Below are 16,662 nucleotides of genomic sequence, written 5' to 3'. Positions count from 1 at the left end.
GGGCGGCCGGTCAGCCCTTGCGGCGCTTGCGCAGGTACCGGACCGTCGCCGCGGTGCCGATGGCGGCGACCGCCGCACCCGCGGCGCTCGCGGCGGTGACGGTGACCTCCTTGCGGCCGACGTTGCGCCCCACCAGCGCGTGCCTGCCGGTGCGCGACTCGAGGAGAGCGCCCAGGGCGGCCTCGTTGTCGAACGACGGCCGCCAGCCCGCTTCGCGCAGCGTCGCGCAGTCCACGACGCACGGGTACACCAGGAACTTCAGCTCGCCCGCCGGCGCCGGGGTGATGCCCAGCCGGTGCAGGCGCTGGGTGGCGCCGAACGCGAGGTTCGCGGGGACCTCGAAGCTGCGCAGCCCGGCGATCTCCTCGGCGTCGGCCTGGGCGAGGGAGCCCGCGCAGCCGACGGCGACGGCGCCGTCCTTGCCGTCGAGGCGGTGCACCACGACGAAGCGGAGCGCGTCGGCGAGGTCCTCGACGTGGCAGAACTGCCACTCCTGCGCGCTGCCCTTGACGGTCAGCAGCCGGGGCGCCGCGAAATGCCGGGTGAGCAGGGTGTCGAGCCCCGGCCCGACCAGCGGGGCCGGGCGGACGACGGTCACCGAGAGCCCCGGGTGTGCGCGGCGGGCCAGCGCCGCGAGGTCCTCGATCTCGGTGAAGTCGCTCACGAGGCCGGCGCCCGACTCGGGCACCAGCGGGGCGTCCTCGGGCAGCGGCACGGCATTGGCGGGGTCGGCGCCGTAGACCATGGTGCTGGTGACCAGGATCGCCCGGGGCACGCGCTGCGCTGCGGCCGCCGTGAGAACGGTGCGGGCGGAGAGGGTGTTGTGCGTGCGGCGGCGGCGCGGGGCGGTCTCAAGGGAGCGGTCGTCGGCCGTGTGCACGACGACGTCGACGCCGTCGAGGCGGTCGGCGAGCCGGGGATCGCAGACGTCGACCACCCGCCAGACGGGTCCGTCGAGGTCGCCGCGGTTCTCGTCGATGGCCACGACCTGCGCGATGTCGCCGGAACCAACAGCGGACATCAGACGTTCCACCAGTATGCGGCCGACACCGGTCGCGGCGCCGGTGACCGCGACCACCAGTCCATTGGAATCGGCGCTGTGCTGTGGGCGAACCTGGTCGGATCGAGTACTCACTCGGGGCGGCTCCCAGCTAACGTGACAGTGGAGACAAACCTAACCTGCCTGGGGTCTGATCGTGAGTGACGTGCCATTTGGTTTCAGCATGCCGAACGACCCCGACGACGAGTCGGGGCGTCGATCCGGTGAGGGCGGTCCCGGCCAGGGCGGCTCCGGTCAGGGGGGTTCCGGTATGGGCTTCACCTTCGGCCAGGGCGGCTCCGGCGGTTCGGGTGGCTCCGGCGGTTCGGGTGGGTCCGGCGGTTCCGACGGCGGCCCTCCGGGGATGCCCGGGGGCATGCCCTTCGGCGACCCCCAGCAGATGGCCCAGATGCTGCGGCAGTTCGCCGACATGATGTCGGCGCAGTCGGCGCCCGCCGGTGAGTCCGGCGGTGCGAAGAGCGCCATCAACTGGGACATGGCCAAGAACATCGCCCGCCACACGGTCGCCGAGAAGGGCGACTCCAGCGTCATCCCCACCGACTACGCCCGGGTCCAGGAGGCGCTGCGCCTCGCCGACCTCTGGCTGAACGAGACCACCGCGCTCCCCTCCGGCGTCAGCGCCATGGAGGCGTGGAGCCGGGCCGAGTGGGTCGAGAAGACCATGCCCACCTGGTCCACGCTGTGCGAGCCGCTCACGGCGCGCATCGTGGAGTCCATGGGCCAGAACATGCCCGAGGAGATGCAGTCCGTGGCCGGCCCGCTGCTGGGCATGGTGCGCCAGATGGGCGGCATGCTCGTCGGCCAGCAGGCCGGCCAGGCCATCGGCGAGCTCGGCGCCGAGGTCGTGGGGTCGACCGACGTCGGCCTCCCGCTCGCCGGGACCGGCCGCGCGGCGCTGCTGCCCTCCGGGGTCGCGAAGTTCGGCGAGGGGCTCGGCATCGAGGTCGAAGAGGTGCGCCTGTACCTCGCCGCCCGCGAGGCGGCCCACCACCGGCTGTTCGGCCACGTCCCGTGGCTCCGCTCGCACCTGCTCACGCTGGTCGAGGACTACGCCCGCGGCATGTCCTTCGACATGAGCGCCCTGGAGGAGAAGCTCGGGCGCATCGACCCCGCCAACCCCGAGGCCATGCAGGAGGCGCTGTCGGGCGCCGAGGGCGAGGGCCTGTTCCAGCCGCAGGAGACCCCGCAGCAGAAGGCGTCCCTGGCCCGGCTGGAGACCACGCTCGCCCTCATCGAGGGGTGGGTGTCCGCCGTCGCCGACGCCGCGGTGGGCGAGCGGCTGCCCAGCGCCGCGGCCCTCGCCGAGGCCACCCGCCGCCGCCGCGCCACCGGCGGCCCGGCCGAGCACACCTTCGCCACGCTGGTGGGGCTCGAACTCCGCCCGCGCCGGCTGCGCGAGGCCCGCGCGCTGTGGGACGCCCTGGGCGAGGCCCGCGGCATCGACGGCCGCGACGCCGTGTGGGAGCACCCCGACCTCATGCCCTCCAGCGCCGACCTCGACGACCCCGCGTCGTTCGTCTCCGGCCAGGCCGACGCCGAGGCCGCGCAGATCGACATTTCGCAGTTCACCGACGGCCCGGCGGCGACCGACGGGCCCGACGCCCAGGACGGCGGCGCGGCCGGCGACCAGGGCGCATCGGAGAACGGCCCGGACGACGGCGCCGGGGGCGGCGGCGAGGACCGCGGCGACGGCCGGTGACCCTGCACGCCGACGCCCGCGCCGTCCTCGCGTCCTGGCGCGCCCCCGACCCCGGTCAGGACGCCCTGCGCCGGGAGTACATCGACCACCTCGACCGGCACCCCGACGCCATGACGCGCGGGTGCCTCCCGGGCCACCTCACCGCCAGTGCCGCCATTGTCGACACCGCCGGAGCCCGGGCGGTGCTCACCCTGCACGCGAAATTGGGGCTGTGGTTGCAGACCGGCGGGCACTGCGAGCCCGGCGACACCACGCTCGCGGCGGCCGCACTGCGCGAGGCCACCGAGGAGTCGGGCATCAGCGGCCTCCGGCTGCTGCCCGAGCCCGTGTGGCTCGACCGGCACCGGGTGCCGTGCGGCGGCGGGTCCTGGCACCTGGACGTGCAGTACGCGGCGGTGGCGCCCGAGGGCGCGCCCTTGGTCCGCGATGCCGCGGAGTCGGCCGACCTCGCCTGGTTCGCGGTCGATGCGCTGCCCGAGCCCAGCGACGACTCCTGCCGCACCCTGTTCGCTGTCGCGGCGCGGGCGGTGCGCCGTTCGGGCGGCGGCCCTGCCGTGGACGCGCCGGCCGGGGTCAGTCGTCCGCTTCCTCGATGAGGTCGTCGCCGCCGGCGGCGAGCCGGGGCGCGGCACTGACCCCTTCGAGGTAGCCGCGGGCGCGTTCGGCCTTGGGGAACCGGGTGACGAGGTCCCAGAACGCCGGGCCGTGGTTGGGCTCGATCAGGTGGGTCAGCTCGTGCAGCAGGACGTAGTCGACCACCCATGACGGCATGCCCGAGAGGCGGCGCGAGAGCCTGATGGAACCGTCCTCCGGCGTGCACGAACCCCACCGCGTGTGCTGGTTGTCGACCCACCGGACGGAGTCGGGCCGGACCGCGGCGTCGAGGTAGCGCTCGGCGAGTTCCAGCGCGCGCATGCGCAGGGCGTCGTCGCTCGGGCGGCGGCGCTCTTCGCGGGCGCGCAGCCGCTCCAGCATCCGGTCGACCCAGCGCCGCTCTTCGGCGCGGGAGAATGTGGCGGGCATGAGGACGACCGTCTTGTCCCCATCGCGATATGCGGACACGGTTCGCCTTCGCCGGGAACTACGGCGCACCTCGACTCTGGTATTCGGAGGCACAACCAAAAGGTAACCCAGACGAGCCGGTGTCCACAGGCCCGCAGCTTGCCCGTTTTCATGCAGAATGTCGTTTTTTGCGCTCCGCACCTGCCCGGATCACCGGCGGGCGGAGCGCAATCCCGCACCCACGCGCGTGGGACGCGCGGGGGTGCGAATCGACCGGATCCGGCCAGATTTCCGTGCTCTTCCGCCCGGGCCCGCTCCTCGCGGCGCCCTCCGCCGCCGGGGTCCGGCGGACGGTACCCGCGCCCGGCCGGGCGGCACCCGATTTCGCGCACCGCGAACGCCGGAGGGGGTCGGCGACCCGTCGGTCGCCGACCCCCTCCTCCCCTTATGGCCTAATCAGCGGGCCGCTGCCCGGTCAACATAGGCGCGACATCCGTATTTCCATGAGCGCGCGCTCCGCACGGCGCTGCTCGCGCAGCTCGGAACGCAGCTGTCGGGCCGAGAGCCGCTGGCGCTGATGTTCGCGCTTGTTGTCGACGGTCTGCTCCAGCCGGACGAGTTCAAAGAGAGCCTGCATGATGTGTCCTGTTCGGGTCGTGTTCGAAAAGTCGGATACGGGGCGGGTTATGCGGCCACGGGGGCGGGGTTCTTACGCGGGCGGCCGCGCGGGCGCTTGCGCGCCACGACCTGCCCGGCGACGAGCAGCTCTCCACCCCAGACGCCCCACGGCTCGCGGCGCTCAAGAGCGTCGGCCAGGCACTGCGCCCGGACGGGGCACTCCTGGCAGACGAGCTTCGCGGCCTCGACGTCTGCGGGGGCCTCGGCGAAGAAGAGGTCCGGCTCCGACCGGCACGGAACTTCGGCCTCGCCCAGCCACGGGGTCTCCAGGACCGACGCAAGCATCGGTGTCCTCCCTGATCTACGCGGTGTTCAACGCGGTTGGCGGCTTCGCTACAAGTGCCGAACGAATTCGGCTTGCGGGGCCTTGACCTGCGATGGGTCCGATCCGACACTCGTCTCCCGCAAAGGAGGGATGTCGCGCGGAAATCACAATGGCCGCGGCCCCATGAGTGGGGATCCGCGGCCACGGGAGTTGCACCCGGCCTAATCGGCTAGGTGATCCGTGAACACTTCCCCACTGCGCCCTTGGGACGCGGGGTTCCTTCGACAACAGGCGTGGTCCAGTGGCTCTCAGCCGCCCTGTCCATCAGGACGACACGGGCCTGGAGCCCATATGCCATCCCTGCGGATTCGGCCGACATGCCACTACCGCCGCCGCGCAGGGCGATGCCCCGGGCATCGGCGAACGGCTTGAGCGCGAACTCCTTGGTCTCCATCACAGGGCACCTCCTTCTCGATGACGCCGGGCGGGCTTGCCACTCGGCTGCGCGAACGTGTGGGTACAGACTAGACGGCTTCCGGAAAGACCGGCAAGTTATTTTTGACCTGGGACAACGGTGAATTCGCCCACCGCCGGCCCGACGATTCCGGGCGCTGCGGCGGCCGACCGGATGCGGCCGGTGGTCAGGAGCCGCCGCCGACCGACCGGATGAGGCCCTCCTGCACCACCGAGCAGACGAGGTCGCCGCCCCGGGTGAACACGAGCCCGCGGGCCAGCCCCCGCGCGCCCCCGGCCGTGGGGGTCTCCTGCGCGTAGAGCAGCCATTCGTCGGCGCGGAACGGCCGGTGGAACCACATGGCGTGGTCGAGGCTGGCCATGGAGATACCGGCCCACGACCGCCCGTGCGCCAGCAGGACGGTGTCGAGCAGGGTGAGGTCCGAGGCGTAGGTCATGAGGCAGACGTGCAGCAGGGGGTCGTCGGGCAGGGTGCCCCCGACCTTCAGCCACACCAGGTTCTGGGTGGTGCGCAACGCGGGGTCGTTCTCGACCTCGAACGACAGCGGGCCGACCGGGCGCATCTCGATGGGGTGCCAGGACGCGAAGCGCGGCACCTTGCCGAACGCCGCGAGCAGCCGGTCGCGGGTGCTCGGCAGGGTCTCGGGGTCGGGGACGTTCTCGGGCATGGGCACCTGGTGGGTCAGCCCCGGCTCGGTGTGGTGGAACGACGCCGAGAGCGTGAAGATGGCCTTGCCGTGCTGGATGGCGGTCACCCGCCGGGTGGTGAACGACCGGCCGTCGCGGACCCGGTCGACGTCGTAGACGATGGGCACCGACGGGTCGCCCGGCCGGATGAAGTAGGCGTGCAGCGAATGCACGTGCCGCTCCGGCGACACGGGCTGCCGCGCCCCGCTCGCGGCCGGGCTTTCCGCGGCGGGGGTGTCGGCGGCCGGGGTGCCGGCGGGGGGCGGGACCGTTCGCCCGGCCGCGACCAGGGCCTGCCCGGCGACCTGCCCGCCGAAGATGCGCTGGGGGCCGCCGTCGGGGCTGCGCCCGCGGAAGATGTTGACCTCGATCTGCTCCAGGTCGAGGATGTCGAGCAGCTCGGGCAGGCTCTGCCCGGCGGGATCGCGCTCAGCCGTCACCGTTGCGCCCTTCGTGGTCGGCACCGCCCGGGGCGCCGCCGCCGGCCGGGACCTCCTCGCCGGCGCACAGCGCCAGCACCGCCTCGCCGTAGCGTTCGAGCTTGACCGCGCCGACCCCCGAGATGCCGGCCAGCTGCGCCACGCTCGACGGCTCGCGCTCGGCCACCGCCTGGAGGGTGGCGTCGGTGAAGACGACGTAGGCGGGGACCTTCTGCTCGGTGGAGACCTCGCGCCGCCAGTCCTTCAACCGTTCGAGCAGCGCTTCGTCGTAGTCGGCCGGGCAGTCGAGGCAGCGCCGCAGCTTGCGTTCGGCCGCTTCGATCAGGGTGGCGCCGCAGATGCGGCACTGGACGGTCTTCGCCTGGCGCCCCTGCGTGCGGCGCTCGGCGAGCGACGGCGACGCCGGGCGCAGGCCGTCGAGGAACCGCGACGGCTTGCGGGTGCGGCGCCCCCCCGGTGCGCGCGCGAGCGCCCAGGACATGGCGAGGTACTCGCGCGCACGGGTGACCCCGACGTAGAACAGCCGCCGCTCCTCCTCGACCTGCTCGGCCGATTCGGCGTAGATGATGGGCAGCATCCCCTCGGTGAGGCCCACCAGGAACACGGCGTCCCATTCGAGGCCCTTGGCGGAGTGCAGTGAGGCGAGGGTGACGCCCTCGAACTGGGGGACGTGCTCGGTGGCGACCCTGGCGTCGAGCTCTTCGACGAACTCGGTCATGGCCGCGCCGGGGCGCTCGGCCGCGACGTCCTCGGCGAGCTGCGCGAGCGCGGCGAGGGACTCCCAGCGCTCGCGCGCCTGGCGGCCCTCGGGCGGGGAGTCGGTCAGGCCGAGCGGCGCGAGGATGTGCCTGACCGCGGTGACCAGCGGCTCGACGTCGGCATCGGCGGAATCGGGCGCGCCGTGGCGGGCGCCGCGCAGGGTGTGCACGGCCTGCTTGATCTCCTGGCGGTCGAAGAACCGGGTGGCGCCGCGCACGGTGAACGGGATCGAGGCGTCGCCGAGCGCCTGCTCGTACGCCGCCGACTGGGAGTTGGTGCGGAACAGGACGGCGATCTCGCGCGCGAGGGTGCCGGAGTCGATCAGCGCGGTGATCTTGCGTGCGACGGCGTTGGCCTCGGCGGGTTCGTCGTCGTACTCGGCGTAGCCGGGCTCGGGGCCGTCGGGGCGCTGCGCCTGGAGCTCCAGCCGCTGCGCGCTCGCGGGGACGCCGCGCAGCGCGTGGTTGGCGACCCTGACCACCTGCGGGGTCGAGCGGTAGTCGCGGACCAGCTTCACGACGGTGGCGTGCGGGTAGGCGGCGGAGAAGCCGGTGAGGAAGCTGGGGGTGGCCCCGGCGAAGGAGTAGATGGTCTGGCTGGGGTCGCCGACCACGCAGAGGTCGTCGCGCCCGCCGAGCCAGGCGTCGAGCAGCAGCTTCTGCAACGGGTTGACGTCCTGGAACTCGTCGACCACGAAGTAGCGGTACTGGTCGCGGACCCGCTCGGCGATGCGCGGGGACTCGGTGATGATGGCGGCGGTGAGTTCGAGCAGGGACTCGAAGTCGAGCAGGTTGCGCTCGCGGCGCAGCTCCTCGTAGGCGTCGTAGACCCGGGCGACGTCGCGCGCCGCCATGGGGGCGGTGCGGCCGGCCTTGACGATCGCGGCCTCGTAGTCGGCCGGGCGCACCTGGGTGACCTTCGACCACTCGATCTCCGAGGCGAGGTCGCGCAGGCCGGTGCGGTCGGGTTGCAGCGCGCACGACGAGGCGGCCTGCGCCACGGCCTTGATCTTGCTGTCGATGAGGGTGGGCTGCGGGCCGCCGATGGCGTCGGCCCAGAAGTAGGAGAGCTGGCGCAGCGCCGCGGCGTGGAACGTGCGGGCCTGCACCCGCGGGGCGCCGAGGCCGCGCAGCCGGCCGCGCATCTCGCCCGCGGCGCGCGTGGTGAACGTGACGGCGAGGATCTGCTGCTCGGAGACGACGCCGCTCGCGACCGCGTAGGCGATGCGGTGCGTGATGGCACGGGTCTTGCCGGTGCCGGCACCCGCGAGGATGCACACCGGCCCGCGCGCGGCGCGGGCCGCCTCCGACTGCTCGGGGTCGAGCCCTTCGAGCAAGCGGTCGGCATCCATAGAGAGCTCTCCTCACCTGTCGTTCCCTGCTGACCGGCGGCGGTGCGCGAGGGGCCGACCACCGTCCTCTTCCGGCCACGCGGAGCACTTCCGCCCGGCCAGTCTCTCAAGTATCAGTGGTACCCGGGGCACAACTCGACCCGGTTCCCGGGGTCGGTGGACAACCCGCACGCCGGGTCGCCGCCCGCTCCTCCGCCGCTGCCGCGGAGTGTTCTCTGAGATCCCAGCCCTGCTCCCGGGGCGGCCCGCCCGACGGCGCACCGTTCCGCCCGCACATCGGGGAGGAAAACCGGCGCGATCGGAACCAAAGATCCCAGACCGACGTCTGACCTGCCATCACGAACCGCGCCGGGGAAGCACGGCACGGTGTTCTGCGTTGGTAGGGAGTGTTCGGTTCGGGTATGCGGTGGAAACGGCCAAGCCTGCACGCCGGACCGATCCGTGTTCACAGGTCGCCTACTCCGAGGAGACGAGTCAATGACCACCCCCATGACCAAGCAGATCACCATGTACACCACGCCGTGGTGCGGTTTCTGCAAGCGGCTGAAGAGCCAGCTCGGCCGCGAGGGGATCGAAGTAACCGAAGTCGACATCGAACAGGACCCGGCGGCGGCCGATTACGTCATGGCGGTCAACGGCGGCAACGCCACCGTTCCCACCCTCGTCTTCTCCGACGGGACCGCCATGACCAATCCGTCCCTCGTGCAGGTCAAGGCGAAGATCACGGAGTAGTCGAACGCGTCGGCCGCAGCGTCCCACCGGCCTCCGCCGCACCGGCGGAGGCCCCGCACACGGGGGTGTGCGGGTGGTCACAGGCCGGCAGCGGCCCGGCCGCAGGGGGCGCCGCCCGAACGCAAACGAGTACGTCAGGGGGAAACGACAGTGGCAAGGGAAGTCAGACACGACCAGGTCGGCGGCGAGGTAGCCGACCGGTTGCTCCCGCGGATACCAGGGCAGCACACCGCCGGCGAGGACGGTCCCGATGTGATCCGCCGAACGGCATCGGGTTGGCGGGTGTTCGACGGCGACGAAGTCCCCGATCTGCTCAACGCCATGGTGCTGGCCGACCTGCTCCTGGCCGACGAAGGGGTGGTGCGCCCGGCCGCGGCACCGCCCAAGGCCGCCGAGCACGCCACCGACGAAGAGCGGCTGCGCGTCACCGTCAGCCAGTTGGAGCACGCGCTGCACACGCGGGTCGTGGTCGAACAGGCCATCGGCGTGCTGGCCGAACGCCACCGCATCGCCCCCCGCAAGGCGTTCGAGCGGCTCCGGTCCGCCGCGCGGTCGCGCGGCCGCAAGGTGGCCGAACTCGCCCGCGACGTCATCGCGAGCTGCAACAACCCTCTCACCGCCCTTCCCGAAGAGCTCGCCCGTGCCGGCGCCGCGGCCGAGGCGGGTCCCCCCAGACGCCGGTCGCGGTGACCCCCGCCCCTCTCACCAGCCTCCCGGTAGCTCCGCCCCGTACCAGTGCTCGATCAGCTTGCGGGCGATCGACACCGGGCCCGGCAGCAGCACCGCACCGCTCTCGGCCGCCTCGCGAAGTTCGGGGCGGCTGAACCAGCGGACCGACTCGATCTCCTCGTCGTCCGTGCGCTCCGCGACCCCGACCGCACGGGCGTGGTAGCCCAGCATCAGGCTGCGCGGGAACGGCCACGGCTGCGACCCCAGGTAGACCGGTTCGGCCACCGCGACCCCCACCTCCTCGGCGACCTCGCGCACGACCGCCTGCTCCAGCGACTCCCCCGGTTCGACGAACCCGGCCAGCACGGAGTACCGGTCGTCCGGCCACGCGGGGTTGTGCGCGAGCAGGCACTGGCCGACACCGTCGACCTCCCGGTGCACCAGCATGATCACCGCCGGGTCCATCCGGGGGTACAGCTCGGTGCCCTCCCGCTCGCAGACCCGCACATGCCCTTCGGACGCCATGGCGGTGGCGGCGCCGCAACGCGGACAGAACCGGTTCGCGGCGTTGAAGTTGGCGACCGCCACCGCGTGGGTGAGCAGGCTGGAGTCGCGGGGGCCCAGCACGGCCCCGATGTCGCGCAGCGACCGCGGCGCCGCCCCCGCGGTCTCCGGCAGCGCGAATCCGTCGTCGGCGCGCACCGCGAAGTACACACGGCCCTCGGGGTCCGCGCCGAGGAGGTAGCGCTCACCCGGCGGCGTGTCGCCGGGCGGGTGGAAGACCAGGTGGACACCGTCGGTACCGGTCGACACCAGTGCGCGCGACTGCTTCACCATGAGGGCCTGCCAGCCGTACTCGCCGGGTTCGCCGCCTTCCAGGACGAGGACCCGGGTCTTGGGGTCGGCCCAGGCCGACTCCAGCCACTCGGCGTCGGCGCGCCGGTGGCCGACCATGTCCACGCCGCCGCGGGAAAGGGCGGGCTCCGGCAAAGGGGTGGTCATCGGATGGGGTCCCTCTCATCGGTCGGGCCGGTCGAACCGGTCGCGTCGGTCAGCGGCGCGCCGGGCCGGTCGGCGCCGCAGCGCGACCGCCGGCGCCGCCCTGCCATGATCGCGCAGCGGGACACCGCCGACGGCCGTCCCCGCTTCCGCACCACCCGACGATCCCATAGCGAGCGCCGGCCGGTCCGCCCGTCCCGCGGATCGGCGTCCGGGCCGGCCGGCTCGTGCGGACGCGGTTCGCGCGGGTGCGGGCGTGCAGAATCCGGGCCGCCGGCGCCGAACACGTAGGGCCGCGGTTCGCGCGGGTACGCGCGCCGCAGGGGTCGCACCTGCGGGGGATGGGACATGGCCCCGTGGGGGCACGCCCGGCGGCGGCGCCGCGCTCTACCCTTGCCCCAGGGCATCGAGACCAAGGGGGCCGGGATCGGCGAGAGCCTGCCGGGCGCGACGCGGTGGCGGCACGCCCTCCGCGCCGGTGCGGAGGGCGTGGCCGGTGCGCTCGTCCTCGCGCCGCCGCGGGCTGCGCCGCCGGCCCCGCCGACCGCGGGCCCCCGGCCGCTGCTCAGCGGGCTGTGCGCCGACATCGCCGCGCACTCCCGGTTCCCCGTCTGGCTGATCCGGGTGGTCTGCGCCCTCCCCTTCGTACCGTGGGCCGTGTACGCCGTGCTCTGGCTGGCCCGGATCGGCGACCGCTCCGCCCCAGCGGGGATCGCGGGACGGGTGTTCCTGCCCGCAGCCATCACCATGTGGGCGCTGATCGCCCTGGGCGTCTTCACCTCCGAGAACGACGTCCACCCCGTCCTTGCGGTGGCGGCCGTCCTCGTGCTCTTCCTGCCGCTCGCGTTGTGGACCCGCGCCCCGCTCGCGGCGCTGCGGGCGCAGCTCGTCGCCCTCCCGCTGGTGCAGTTCGGCGTGCCCCTGCTCATGGGCACCGCCGTCATCTGGCAGGCCGGCACCGCGATCGCGTTCGGATTCGCGACCGTGCTGGTCTACGCCGTCGCGGCGCAGTACGCGCGGCCGGTCGCGAACGCCGCCGGGATCTGCGCGTGCGGGGTGGCGCTGGGCTGCGCCGCACCGGCCGGCGCGGGGACGGGCGTCATGGCGCTCGCGGTGGCCGGCGTCGTCGTCGCGCTCGTGTACGGCGACCGCGTCCGCCGCACCCGCGCCCCCCGTGACCGCTCCGGCGCGACAGCGGCACCACTCCCCGCCCCCGACAGCGGCTCCGATCCCGGCAATGCGGCCGACCCGCCGCTCGCGCTGCTCGGCGGCCTGGCCGACGCGCTGTGGCGGCTGCCGACCGCCCGGCCGTCCGGTCCGTTCCGGTTGAACGAGGGCCCGCATCGGCCCCGCAGCGGACGGGTCCTCGGCGGAGTGTGCCAGGCGCTGACCCAGGGGTCGCCGCCCGCGACCACCGTGCTGCGGGCGCTGATCATCGGGCTGTGCTTCATCGGGCTGGCCGGTGTGGGCTTCTACGTGCTGCTCTGGCTGCTGCTGCCGCCCGAACCCGAAGACCCCGACGCCGCGGAGCCGGCCGGCGCCCCGGTCTCGCGGCGGGAGTCGGCCGCGTGGTTCGTGCTGTTCACCGCCGCTGCGGTGGTGGTCCTGTTCGCGGCGTTCCAGGCAGAGGTGCTCTTCGCGGTCCCCGCGCTGCCCGCGGTCCTCGCCGCGCTGCTCGCCGGGCTGCCGCTGGGGCTGCTGCCCACCCGCCCGCTGCTCACCTGGCGGCTGATGCTGGTCGGGACCGTCGGCGTCCTCGTGTGCTCCGCCGCGCTCGGCACGCCCGCGCCGCCCACCGTCCCCGGCGGCATCTCCCCCGGCCTGCTGTGGCCGTGGCCGATCAGCGTGCTGCTCGCACTGGCGGTGGTGCTGTACACGGTCGCGGTGGAGTACCCCGGCCGGGTGGCGGCCGGTGCGGGGGCGGCGACCATCGGCGGCGTGCTCGTGCCCCCCGTGTTCGTCCCGGGCACACCGGTCATGCAGGTCCTGTGGATCTCGATCGCGGCGGCGGGCGTGCTCGCGCTCGGCTACAACGTCCAGGTGCGGCGGCGCGCGCAGCGCGCGCTGGCGCAGGAGAGCGCGCTGCGGCGGCAGGACCGGGCCCGGCGCGCCGTGCTGGAGGAGCGGTCCCGGATCGCCAGGGAGCTGCACGACGTCGTCTCGCACCACATGTCGATGATCGCCATCCAGGCCGAGGCCGCGCCCTACAAGGACCCGGGCCTCGCACCGCAGTCCGCGCACTCCTTCACCGCGATCCGCGACGCCGCCCGCGACGCGCTGTCGGAGATGCGCCGGGTCGTGGGGCTGCTCCGAGAGGACGGCTCGGCGGCCGACCGGGCCCCGCAGCCGGGCATCGACGGTATCGACGAGCTCGTGGCGGGGGCCCGCCAGGCCGGGATGACCGTCGAATGGCGGTCGCCGCCGCCGGCGGCCGGTGTCCCCGACTCGGTGGGCCTGTCCGCGTACAGGATCGTGCAGGAGTCGCTGAGCAACGCCGGGCGCTACGCGGCGGGCGCCCGCGTCGAGGTGGCGGTCGCGGTGCACGCCGACGCGGTGGAGGTCCGGGTCGCCAACGGCCCGCCGATCGCCGCGGCCCCGGCGCCCGACCTGGAGTCGGGCGGGCACGGGCTGGTCGGCATGGGCGAGCGGGTGTCGATGCTGGGCGGGTCGCTGCGCACCGGAGCCCTGCCCGACGGCGGTTTCGAGGTCGCCGCGACCCTGCCCACCGGGCCGACCCCGCCGAGCTGAACCCGCCCGAGGGCACCGGCGGCAGTGGCCTCGGAGATGCACGACGCTGGACTGATCCCGCCGGACCCGGGCAGCGGGCTGAAGGCGGCCTTGGAGCGCCCCGCGCCGCTCGGCTCGAACGGGCGTGGAACGCCCTGTGCTCCCCGGTTCCGGGGCCGCTACTGTGGTGCGCGTGCCCATCACCGTCATCGTCGCCGACGACCAGGCCATGGTCCGCGACGGGATCGCCACACTGCTCGACGCCGCCCCCGACATCACCGTCGTCGCACAGGCCGCCGAGGGGGCCGAGGCCGTTCGGCTGGTCACCGCGCACCGCCCCGACGTCGTCGTGATGGACGTCCGCATGCCGGTCCTCGACGGCCTGGAGGCCACGAGGCGGATCACCGCGCTCGACGGCGCGGCGGGCGAGGGCACCCGGGTCCTCGTCCTCACGACCTTCGACCTCGACGAGTACGTCTACGAGGCGCTGGGCGCGGGCGCCAGCGGCTTCCTGCTCAAGGACTCCTCGGTGGACGATCTGCGCGCCGCGGTGCGGGTGGTGGCCGGCGGCGAGGCCCTCCTCGCGCCGACGGTGACCAAGCGGCTGATCGCCGACATCGCCAAGCGCCGCAGCGACCGGATCCAGTCGCGGCCGGAGTCGTTCGCCGAACTCACACCGCGCGAGGTCGAGGTGCTGCGCCAGGTCGCGCGCGGCCTGTCCAACGCCGAGATCGCACTGGAGCTGTTCCTCGCCGAGCAGACCGTGAAGACCCACGTCGGCCGGATCCTGATGAAGCTCGGGCTGCGCGACCGCACCCAGGCCGTGGTGTTCGCCTTCGAGAACGGCCTGTTCCTGCAATAGCGTCCGCCGCACCGGGTCACCCCGCAGGAGGACTCCGAACCCGCGGGAGGACTCCGAGAACGGCCCTCCGGAGACGACGCCCGCGGCGCCGGGTCACCCCTCAGGACCATCCGGCGGCACCCCGCAGGGGTGACGACTCCACTGCGTGCGGCCGCCTACGCTCGCGACCATGCCCTCCGTGCGCACGATCGTGTTCTCCGGACTGGTGCTGCTGGCGCTCGGCGCCGGGGCGCCGCCGAGCGTCCGCCTCCCCGAACCCCCGCCGGAACCGCTCCGGTACGAGCCGGTCGCGGTCGACGGCGGCACCGTGCTCGCCGACGACCCCGCCGGCACCGGCCGGGTGGTCCAGGCGCTGGGCGACGTGGACGACGCCGACCACATCGCCGTGGTGGTCCCCGGCACCGGGCAGAACCGGGACAACTTCCGCACCAACGGCAGCGCGGACGACAGCGCCGTTCCGCTCGCGAACGGCCGCGCCCTCTACCGCGAGGCGCGGCTCCGCGACCCGGACGCGAAGGTCGCCGTCGTCGTGTGGCTCGGGTACCAGCCGCCGCAGATGTTCGACCCACGTGCCGCCGTCAACGGGCAGGCGGCGGTCGGTGCGGACGAACTCGCCCGGTTCCGCACGCGGCTGCCCGCCGACGCCCACGTCACCCTGGTCTGCCACAGCTACGGGACGGTGGTGTGCGGCCGCGCCGCGACGCGGCCGGGTGTGGCCGACGACGTCGTCGCGCTGGCGAGCCCTGGCATGGGCGTGGACCGCGCCGCCGACATCCGCGCCGACGTCTGGGCCACCCGCACCGAGGACGACTGGATCCGCCTGGTCCCCGGCGTGCGCGCGGGCTCCATGGGCCACGGCGCGGACCCGATGGCACCGGAGTTCGGCGCGCGCACCTTCGACCCCGGCACCATCAACGGGCACAGCAGCTACTACACCCCCGGGAGCGACGCGCTCGCGACCACCGCCCGGGTCGTCCTCGGCGCGTGACCCCCGGACGGCGCACTCCGACCGTCCGAGCGTGTCCCGATTGGCGCCAAAAGGGGTAGAACATCCTCCAGCGAACGGCCACTGGAGGCGCCCCCATGATCGTGTTGCCGAAGCGCGTGTACGAACGTGCCCGTTCCGTCCCTCCCGACCGGCTCCCGCTGAGCGTGTACGACCTCCCCCTCATCGACGAGCACGTCCGCAGGCTGCGGGCCGACCTGCCGCCCGAGGTCGAGTTGCACGTCGCCCTGCCCTACGTCGCCGACCCCGACCTCCTCGCCGTCCTCGGCCCGCACGTCGACGGGTTCACGGCGCAACCGGGCTCGGCGGCGGCGGCCGAGCCGGGCGGGGTGCCGCTGACGCTGAGCGGCACGGGCAAGAGCCTCGCCGAGATCGCGGAGGTCGCGGCGCACAAGGGCACCTGCGTCGAAGTGGAGAGCCCTGAGGAGCTGCACCTGGCCGGGCACACCGCGCGCGCGGCCGGCCGGACGCTCGACGTCCTGCTGCGGGTGGATCCCCCGCTGCGGCCGGGCTCCGCTGCCGGTCCCGCCGCACCGTCCTCGGGCATGGACGCGGCGTCGCTGGTGGCGTGCGCCGATGCGGTGCGCTCCGGAGCGCCGACGCGGCCGGTGGGGTTCTCCGTCCGGCTGCCGCCCGGGGGAGGCGGCGGGGCGACCGCAGCGGAGCACGCGGACGGGCTCCTCCGCGCGCTCCGCCCCTGGAGTGCGATGTTCGGCATCGAGAGCGCCCGGTACGCCATCGTCGGCGGGACCGTGAACGTTCCCGGCGGCGCGGACGACGGCACCGGCTTCGACTGGGCGGGGTACGGCGCGGGTCTCGCCGCGCTGGCCCGCCCCGGCGAGACCGTGCGGGTGACGCCCGAGGGAACCCCGGCCTCCTGGGCCGGGTGGCTGCTGGCCCAGGTCCTGGACGTGCGGCACAACTACGGCCGGGCGGTCGCCGTCGTCGCCCTCTCCGAACGGGCGCCGGGGTCGCGGCAGCCGGCCGTGGTGGCGCGCGACGACGACGTGTCGTGGGGGCGCCCCTGGCAGCGCCCGGACCTGCGCGGCGAGCCGGTGACGCTCCTCGGCAAGGGCGCGCACGACCACGTGCTCGCGCACGACGTGCCGCTGCCGAGCATCCGGCCCGGCGACATCGTGGCGTTCCCGCCCGGCGACCCCGGGTGAGGCGCCGCGCCCGTGCGGCGCCGGTGCGGCGTCCGCGCGGGCCCGGGGCGTCGCGGCGCACCGCAGGACGGGCGGACGGTGCGGGC

16 protein-coding genes are annotated in these 16,662 nt (G+C 74.1%); 8 read left to right on the top strand and 8 right to left on the bottom strand.

Annotated elements, in window-relative coordinates; all coding sequences use genetic code 11:
* Positions 1 to 10: 10 nt before the first annotated feature.
* The gene (locus CLV63_RS13185) at positions 11 to 1,078 is read right to left on the bottom strand and encodes an NAD-dependent epimerase/dehydratase family protein (RefSeq protein ID WP_106583285.1); all 1,068 of its coding nucleotides are present in this window, start codon (positions 1,076 to 1,078) and stop codon (positions 11 to 13) included.
* A 145-nt stretch (positions 1,079 to 1,223) separates the two neighbouring features.
* Between CLV63_RS13185 and CLV63_RS13180 the strand changes: the two genes are divergently transcribed.
* Both CLV63_RS13180 and CLV63_RS13175 read left to right on the top strand, forming a co-directional pair.
* A complete protein-coding gene (locus CLV63_RS13180) occupies positions 1,224 to 2,759 on the top strand; it encodes a zinc-dependent metalloprotease (protein ID WP_394339764.1) in 1,536 nt (511 codons plus the stop codon).
* Positions 2,756 to 3,355 carry an NUDIX hydrolase gene (locus CLV63_RS13175; RefSeq protein WP_106583283.1) on the top strand — a complete coding sequence of 200 codons (600 nt, stop codon included), beginning with the start codon at positions 2,756 to 2,758 and terminating at the stop codon, positions 3,353 to 3,355. Before CLV63_RS13180 ends, CLV63_RS13175 begins: the two co-directional genes overlap by 4 nt.
* Here CLV63_RS13175 and CLV63_RS13170 read toward each other — a convergent pair.
* The 6 genes from CLV63_RS13170 to CLV63_RS13150 all read right to left on the bottom strand — a co-directional run bounded on the left by CLV63_RS13170 (position 3,333) and on the right by CLV63_RS13150 (position 8,415).
* Positions 3,333 to 3,875, bottom strand: coding sequence for a M48 metallopeptidase family protein (locus CLV63_RS13170; RefSeq protein ID WP_211301286.1), 543 nt, complete (start codon positions 3,873 to 3,875; stop codon positions 3,333 to 3,335). The genes CLV63_RS13175 and CLV63_RS13170 overlap by 23 nt on opposite strands.
* A 361-nt stretch (positions 3,876 to 4,236) precedes the next feature.
* Positions 4,237 to 4,398: a hypothetical protein gene (locus tag CLV63_RS33545; RefSeq protein WP_170134217.1), complete on the bottom strand. Its 162-nt coding sequence runs from the start codon at positions 4,396 to 4,398 to the stop codon at positions 4,237 to 4,239.
* 47 nt (positions 4,399 to 4,445) lie between these two features.
* Positions 4,446 to 4,724, bottom strand: coding sequence for a WhiB family transcriptional regulator (locus tag CLV63_RS13165; protein ID WP_106583281.1), 279 nt, complete (start codon positions 4,722 to 4,724; stop codon positions 4,446 to 4,448).
* 209 nt (positions 4,725 to 4,933) lie between these two features.
* Entirely contained in the window at positions 4,934 to 5,161 is a 228-nt protein-coding gene (locus tag CLV63_RS13160; protein ID WP_106583280.1) for a hypothetical protein, read from the bottom strand.
* A gap of 184 nt (positions 5,162 to 5,345) precedes the next feature.
* The gene (locus tag CLV63_RS13155) at positions 5,346 to 6,305 is read right to left on the bottom strand and encodes an acyl-CoA thioesterase (protein WP_245928780.1); all 960 of its coding nucleotides are present in this window, start codon (positions 6,303 to 6,305) and stop codon (positions 5,346 to 5,348) included.
* Complete coding sequence (locus CLV63_RS13150; protein WP_106583279.1) at positions 6,295 to 8,415, bottom strand: ATP-dependent DNA helicase UvrD2; 2,121 nt, start codon at positions 8,413 to 8,415, stop codon at positions 6,295 to 6,297. Before CLV63_RS13150 ends, CLV63_RS13155 begins: the two co-directional genes overlap by 11 nt.
* A gap of 477 nt (positions 8,416 to 8,892) precedes the next feature.
* On the opposite strand from CLV63_RS13150, the gene CLV63_RS13145 reads away from it, so the two are divergent.
* Together CLV63_RS13145 and CLV63_RS13140 are read left to right on the top strand one after the other, a co-directional pair.
* Entirely contained in the window at positions 8,893 to 9,147 is a 255-nt protein-coding gene (locus CLV63_RS13145) for a mycoredoxin (protein ID WP_106583278.1), read from the top strand.
* 252 nt (positions 9,148 to 9,399) lie between these two features.
* Positions 9,400 to 9,837 (top strand): ANTAR domain-containing protein, encoded by a 438-nt coding sequence (locus tag CLV63_RS13140; protein ID WP_245928779.1) that lies wholly within the window; start codon positions 9,400 to 9,402, stop codon positions 9,835 to 9,837.
* 12 nt (positions 9,838 to 9,849) lie between these two features.
* Here CLV63_RS13140 and nudC read toward each other — a convergent pair whose 3' ends face one another.
* The gene (gene nudC / locus CLV63_RS13135) at positions 9,850 to 10,818 is read right to left on the bottom strand and encodes an NAD(+) diphosphatase (protein WP_106583277.1); all 969 of its coding nucleotides are present in this window, start codon (positions 10,816 to 10,818) and stop codon (positions 9,850 to 9,852) included.
* 390 nt (positions 10,819 to 11,208) lie between these two features.
* On the opposite strand from nudC, the gene CLV63_RS13130 reads away from it, so the two are divergent.
* The 4 genes from CLV63_RS13130 (at position 11,209) to CLV63_RS13115 (ending at position 16,576) form a co-directional block, all read left to right on the top strand.
* On the top strand, positions 11,209 to 13,563 hold the full coding sequence (locus CLV63_RS13130; RefSeq protein ID WP_106583276.1) for a sensor histidine kinase: 2,355 nt from the start codon (positions 11,209 to 11,211) through the stop codon (positions 13,561 to 13,563).
* 172 nt (positions 13,564 to 13,735) lie between these two features.
* Positions 13,736 to 14,404 (top strand): response regulator, encoded by a 669-nt coding sequence (locus CLV63_RS13125; RefSeq protein WP_106583386.1) that lies wholly within the window; start codon positions 13,736 to 13,738, stop codon positions 14,402 to 14,404.
* Between the two features lie 169 nt (positions 14,405 to 14,573).
* Complete coding sequence (locus CLV63_RS13120) at positions 14,574 to 15,392, top strand: alpha/beta hydrolase (RefSeq protein ID WP_106583275.1); 819 nt, start codon at positions 14,574 to 14,576, stop codon at positions 15,390 to 15,392.
* 95 nt (positions 15,393 to 15,487) lie between these two features.
* A complete protein-coding gene (locus tag CLV63_RS13115) occupies positions 15,488 to 16,576 on the top strand; it encodes a hypothetical protein (protein WP_106583274.1) in 1,089 nt (362 codons plus the stop codon).
* The last annotated feature ends 86 nt before the right edge of the window (positions 16,577 to 16,662 follow it).

The sequence above is a fragment of the Murinocardiopsis flavida genome (assembly GCF_003014485.1).
GTDB lineage: Bacteria > Actinomycetota > Actinomycetes > Streptosporangiales > Streptosporangiaceae > Murinocardiopsis > Murinocardiopsis flavida.
This window is presented reverse-complemented; position numbering and strand designations above follow the sequence as displayed.

What these genes read in the sequence shown, in the direction of transcription:
- CLV63_RS13180 (WP_394339764.1), top strand. Translation starts at nt 1,224, where the DNA reads ATGCCGAACGACCCCGACGACGAGTCGGGGCGTCGATCCGGTGAGGGC.
- nudC (WP_106583277.1), bottom strand. Translation starts at nt 10,818, where the DNA reads ATGACCACCCCTTTGCCGGAGCCCGCCCTTTCCCGCGGCGGCGTGGAC.
- CLV63_RS13165 (WP_106583281.1), bottom strand. Translation starts at nt 4,724, where the DNA reads ATGCTTGCGTCGGTCCTGGAGACCCCGTGGCTGGGCGAGGCCGAAGTT.
- CLV63_RS33545 (WP_170134217.1), bottom strand. Translation starts at nt 4,398, where the DNA reads ATGCAGGCTCTCTTTGAACTCGTCCGGCTGGAGCAGACCGTCGACAAC.
- CLV63_RS13145 (WP_106583278.1), top strand. Translation starts at nt 8,893, where the DNA reads ATGACCACCCCCATGACCAAGCAGATCACCATGTACACCACGCCGTGG.
- CLV63_RS13120 (WP_106583275.1), top strand. Translation starts at nt 14,574, where the DNA reads ATGCCCTCCGTGCGCACGATCGTGTTCTCCGGACTGGTGCTGCTGGCG.
- CLV63_RS13150 (WP_106583279.1), bottom strand. Translation starts at nt 8,415, where the DNA reads ATGGATGCCGACCGCTTGCTCGAAGGGCTCGACCCCGAGCAGTCGGAG.
- CLV63_RS13115 (WP_106583274.1), top strand. Translation starts at nt 15,488, where the DNA reads ATGATCGTGTTGCCGAAGCGCGTGTACGAACGTGCCCGTTCCGTCCCT.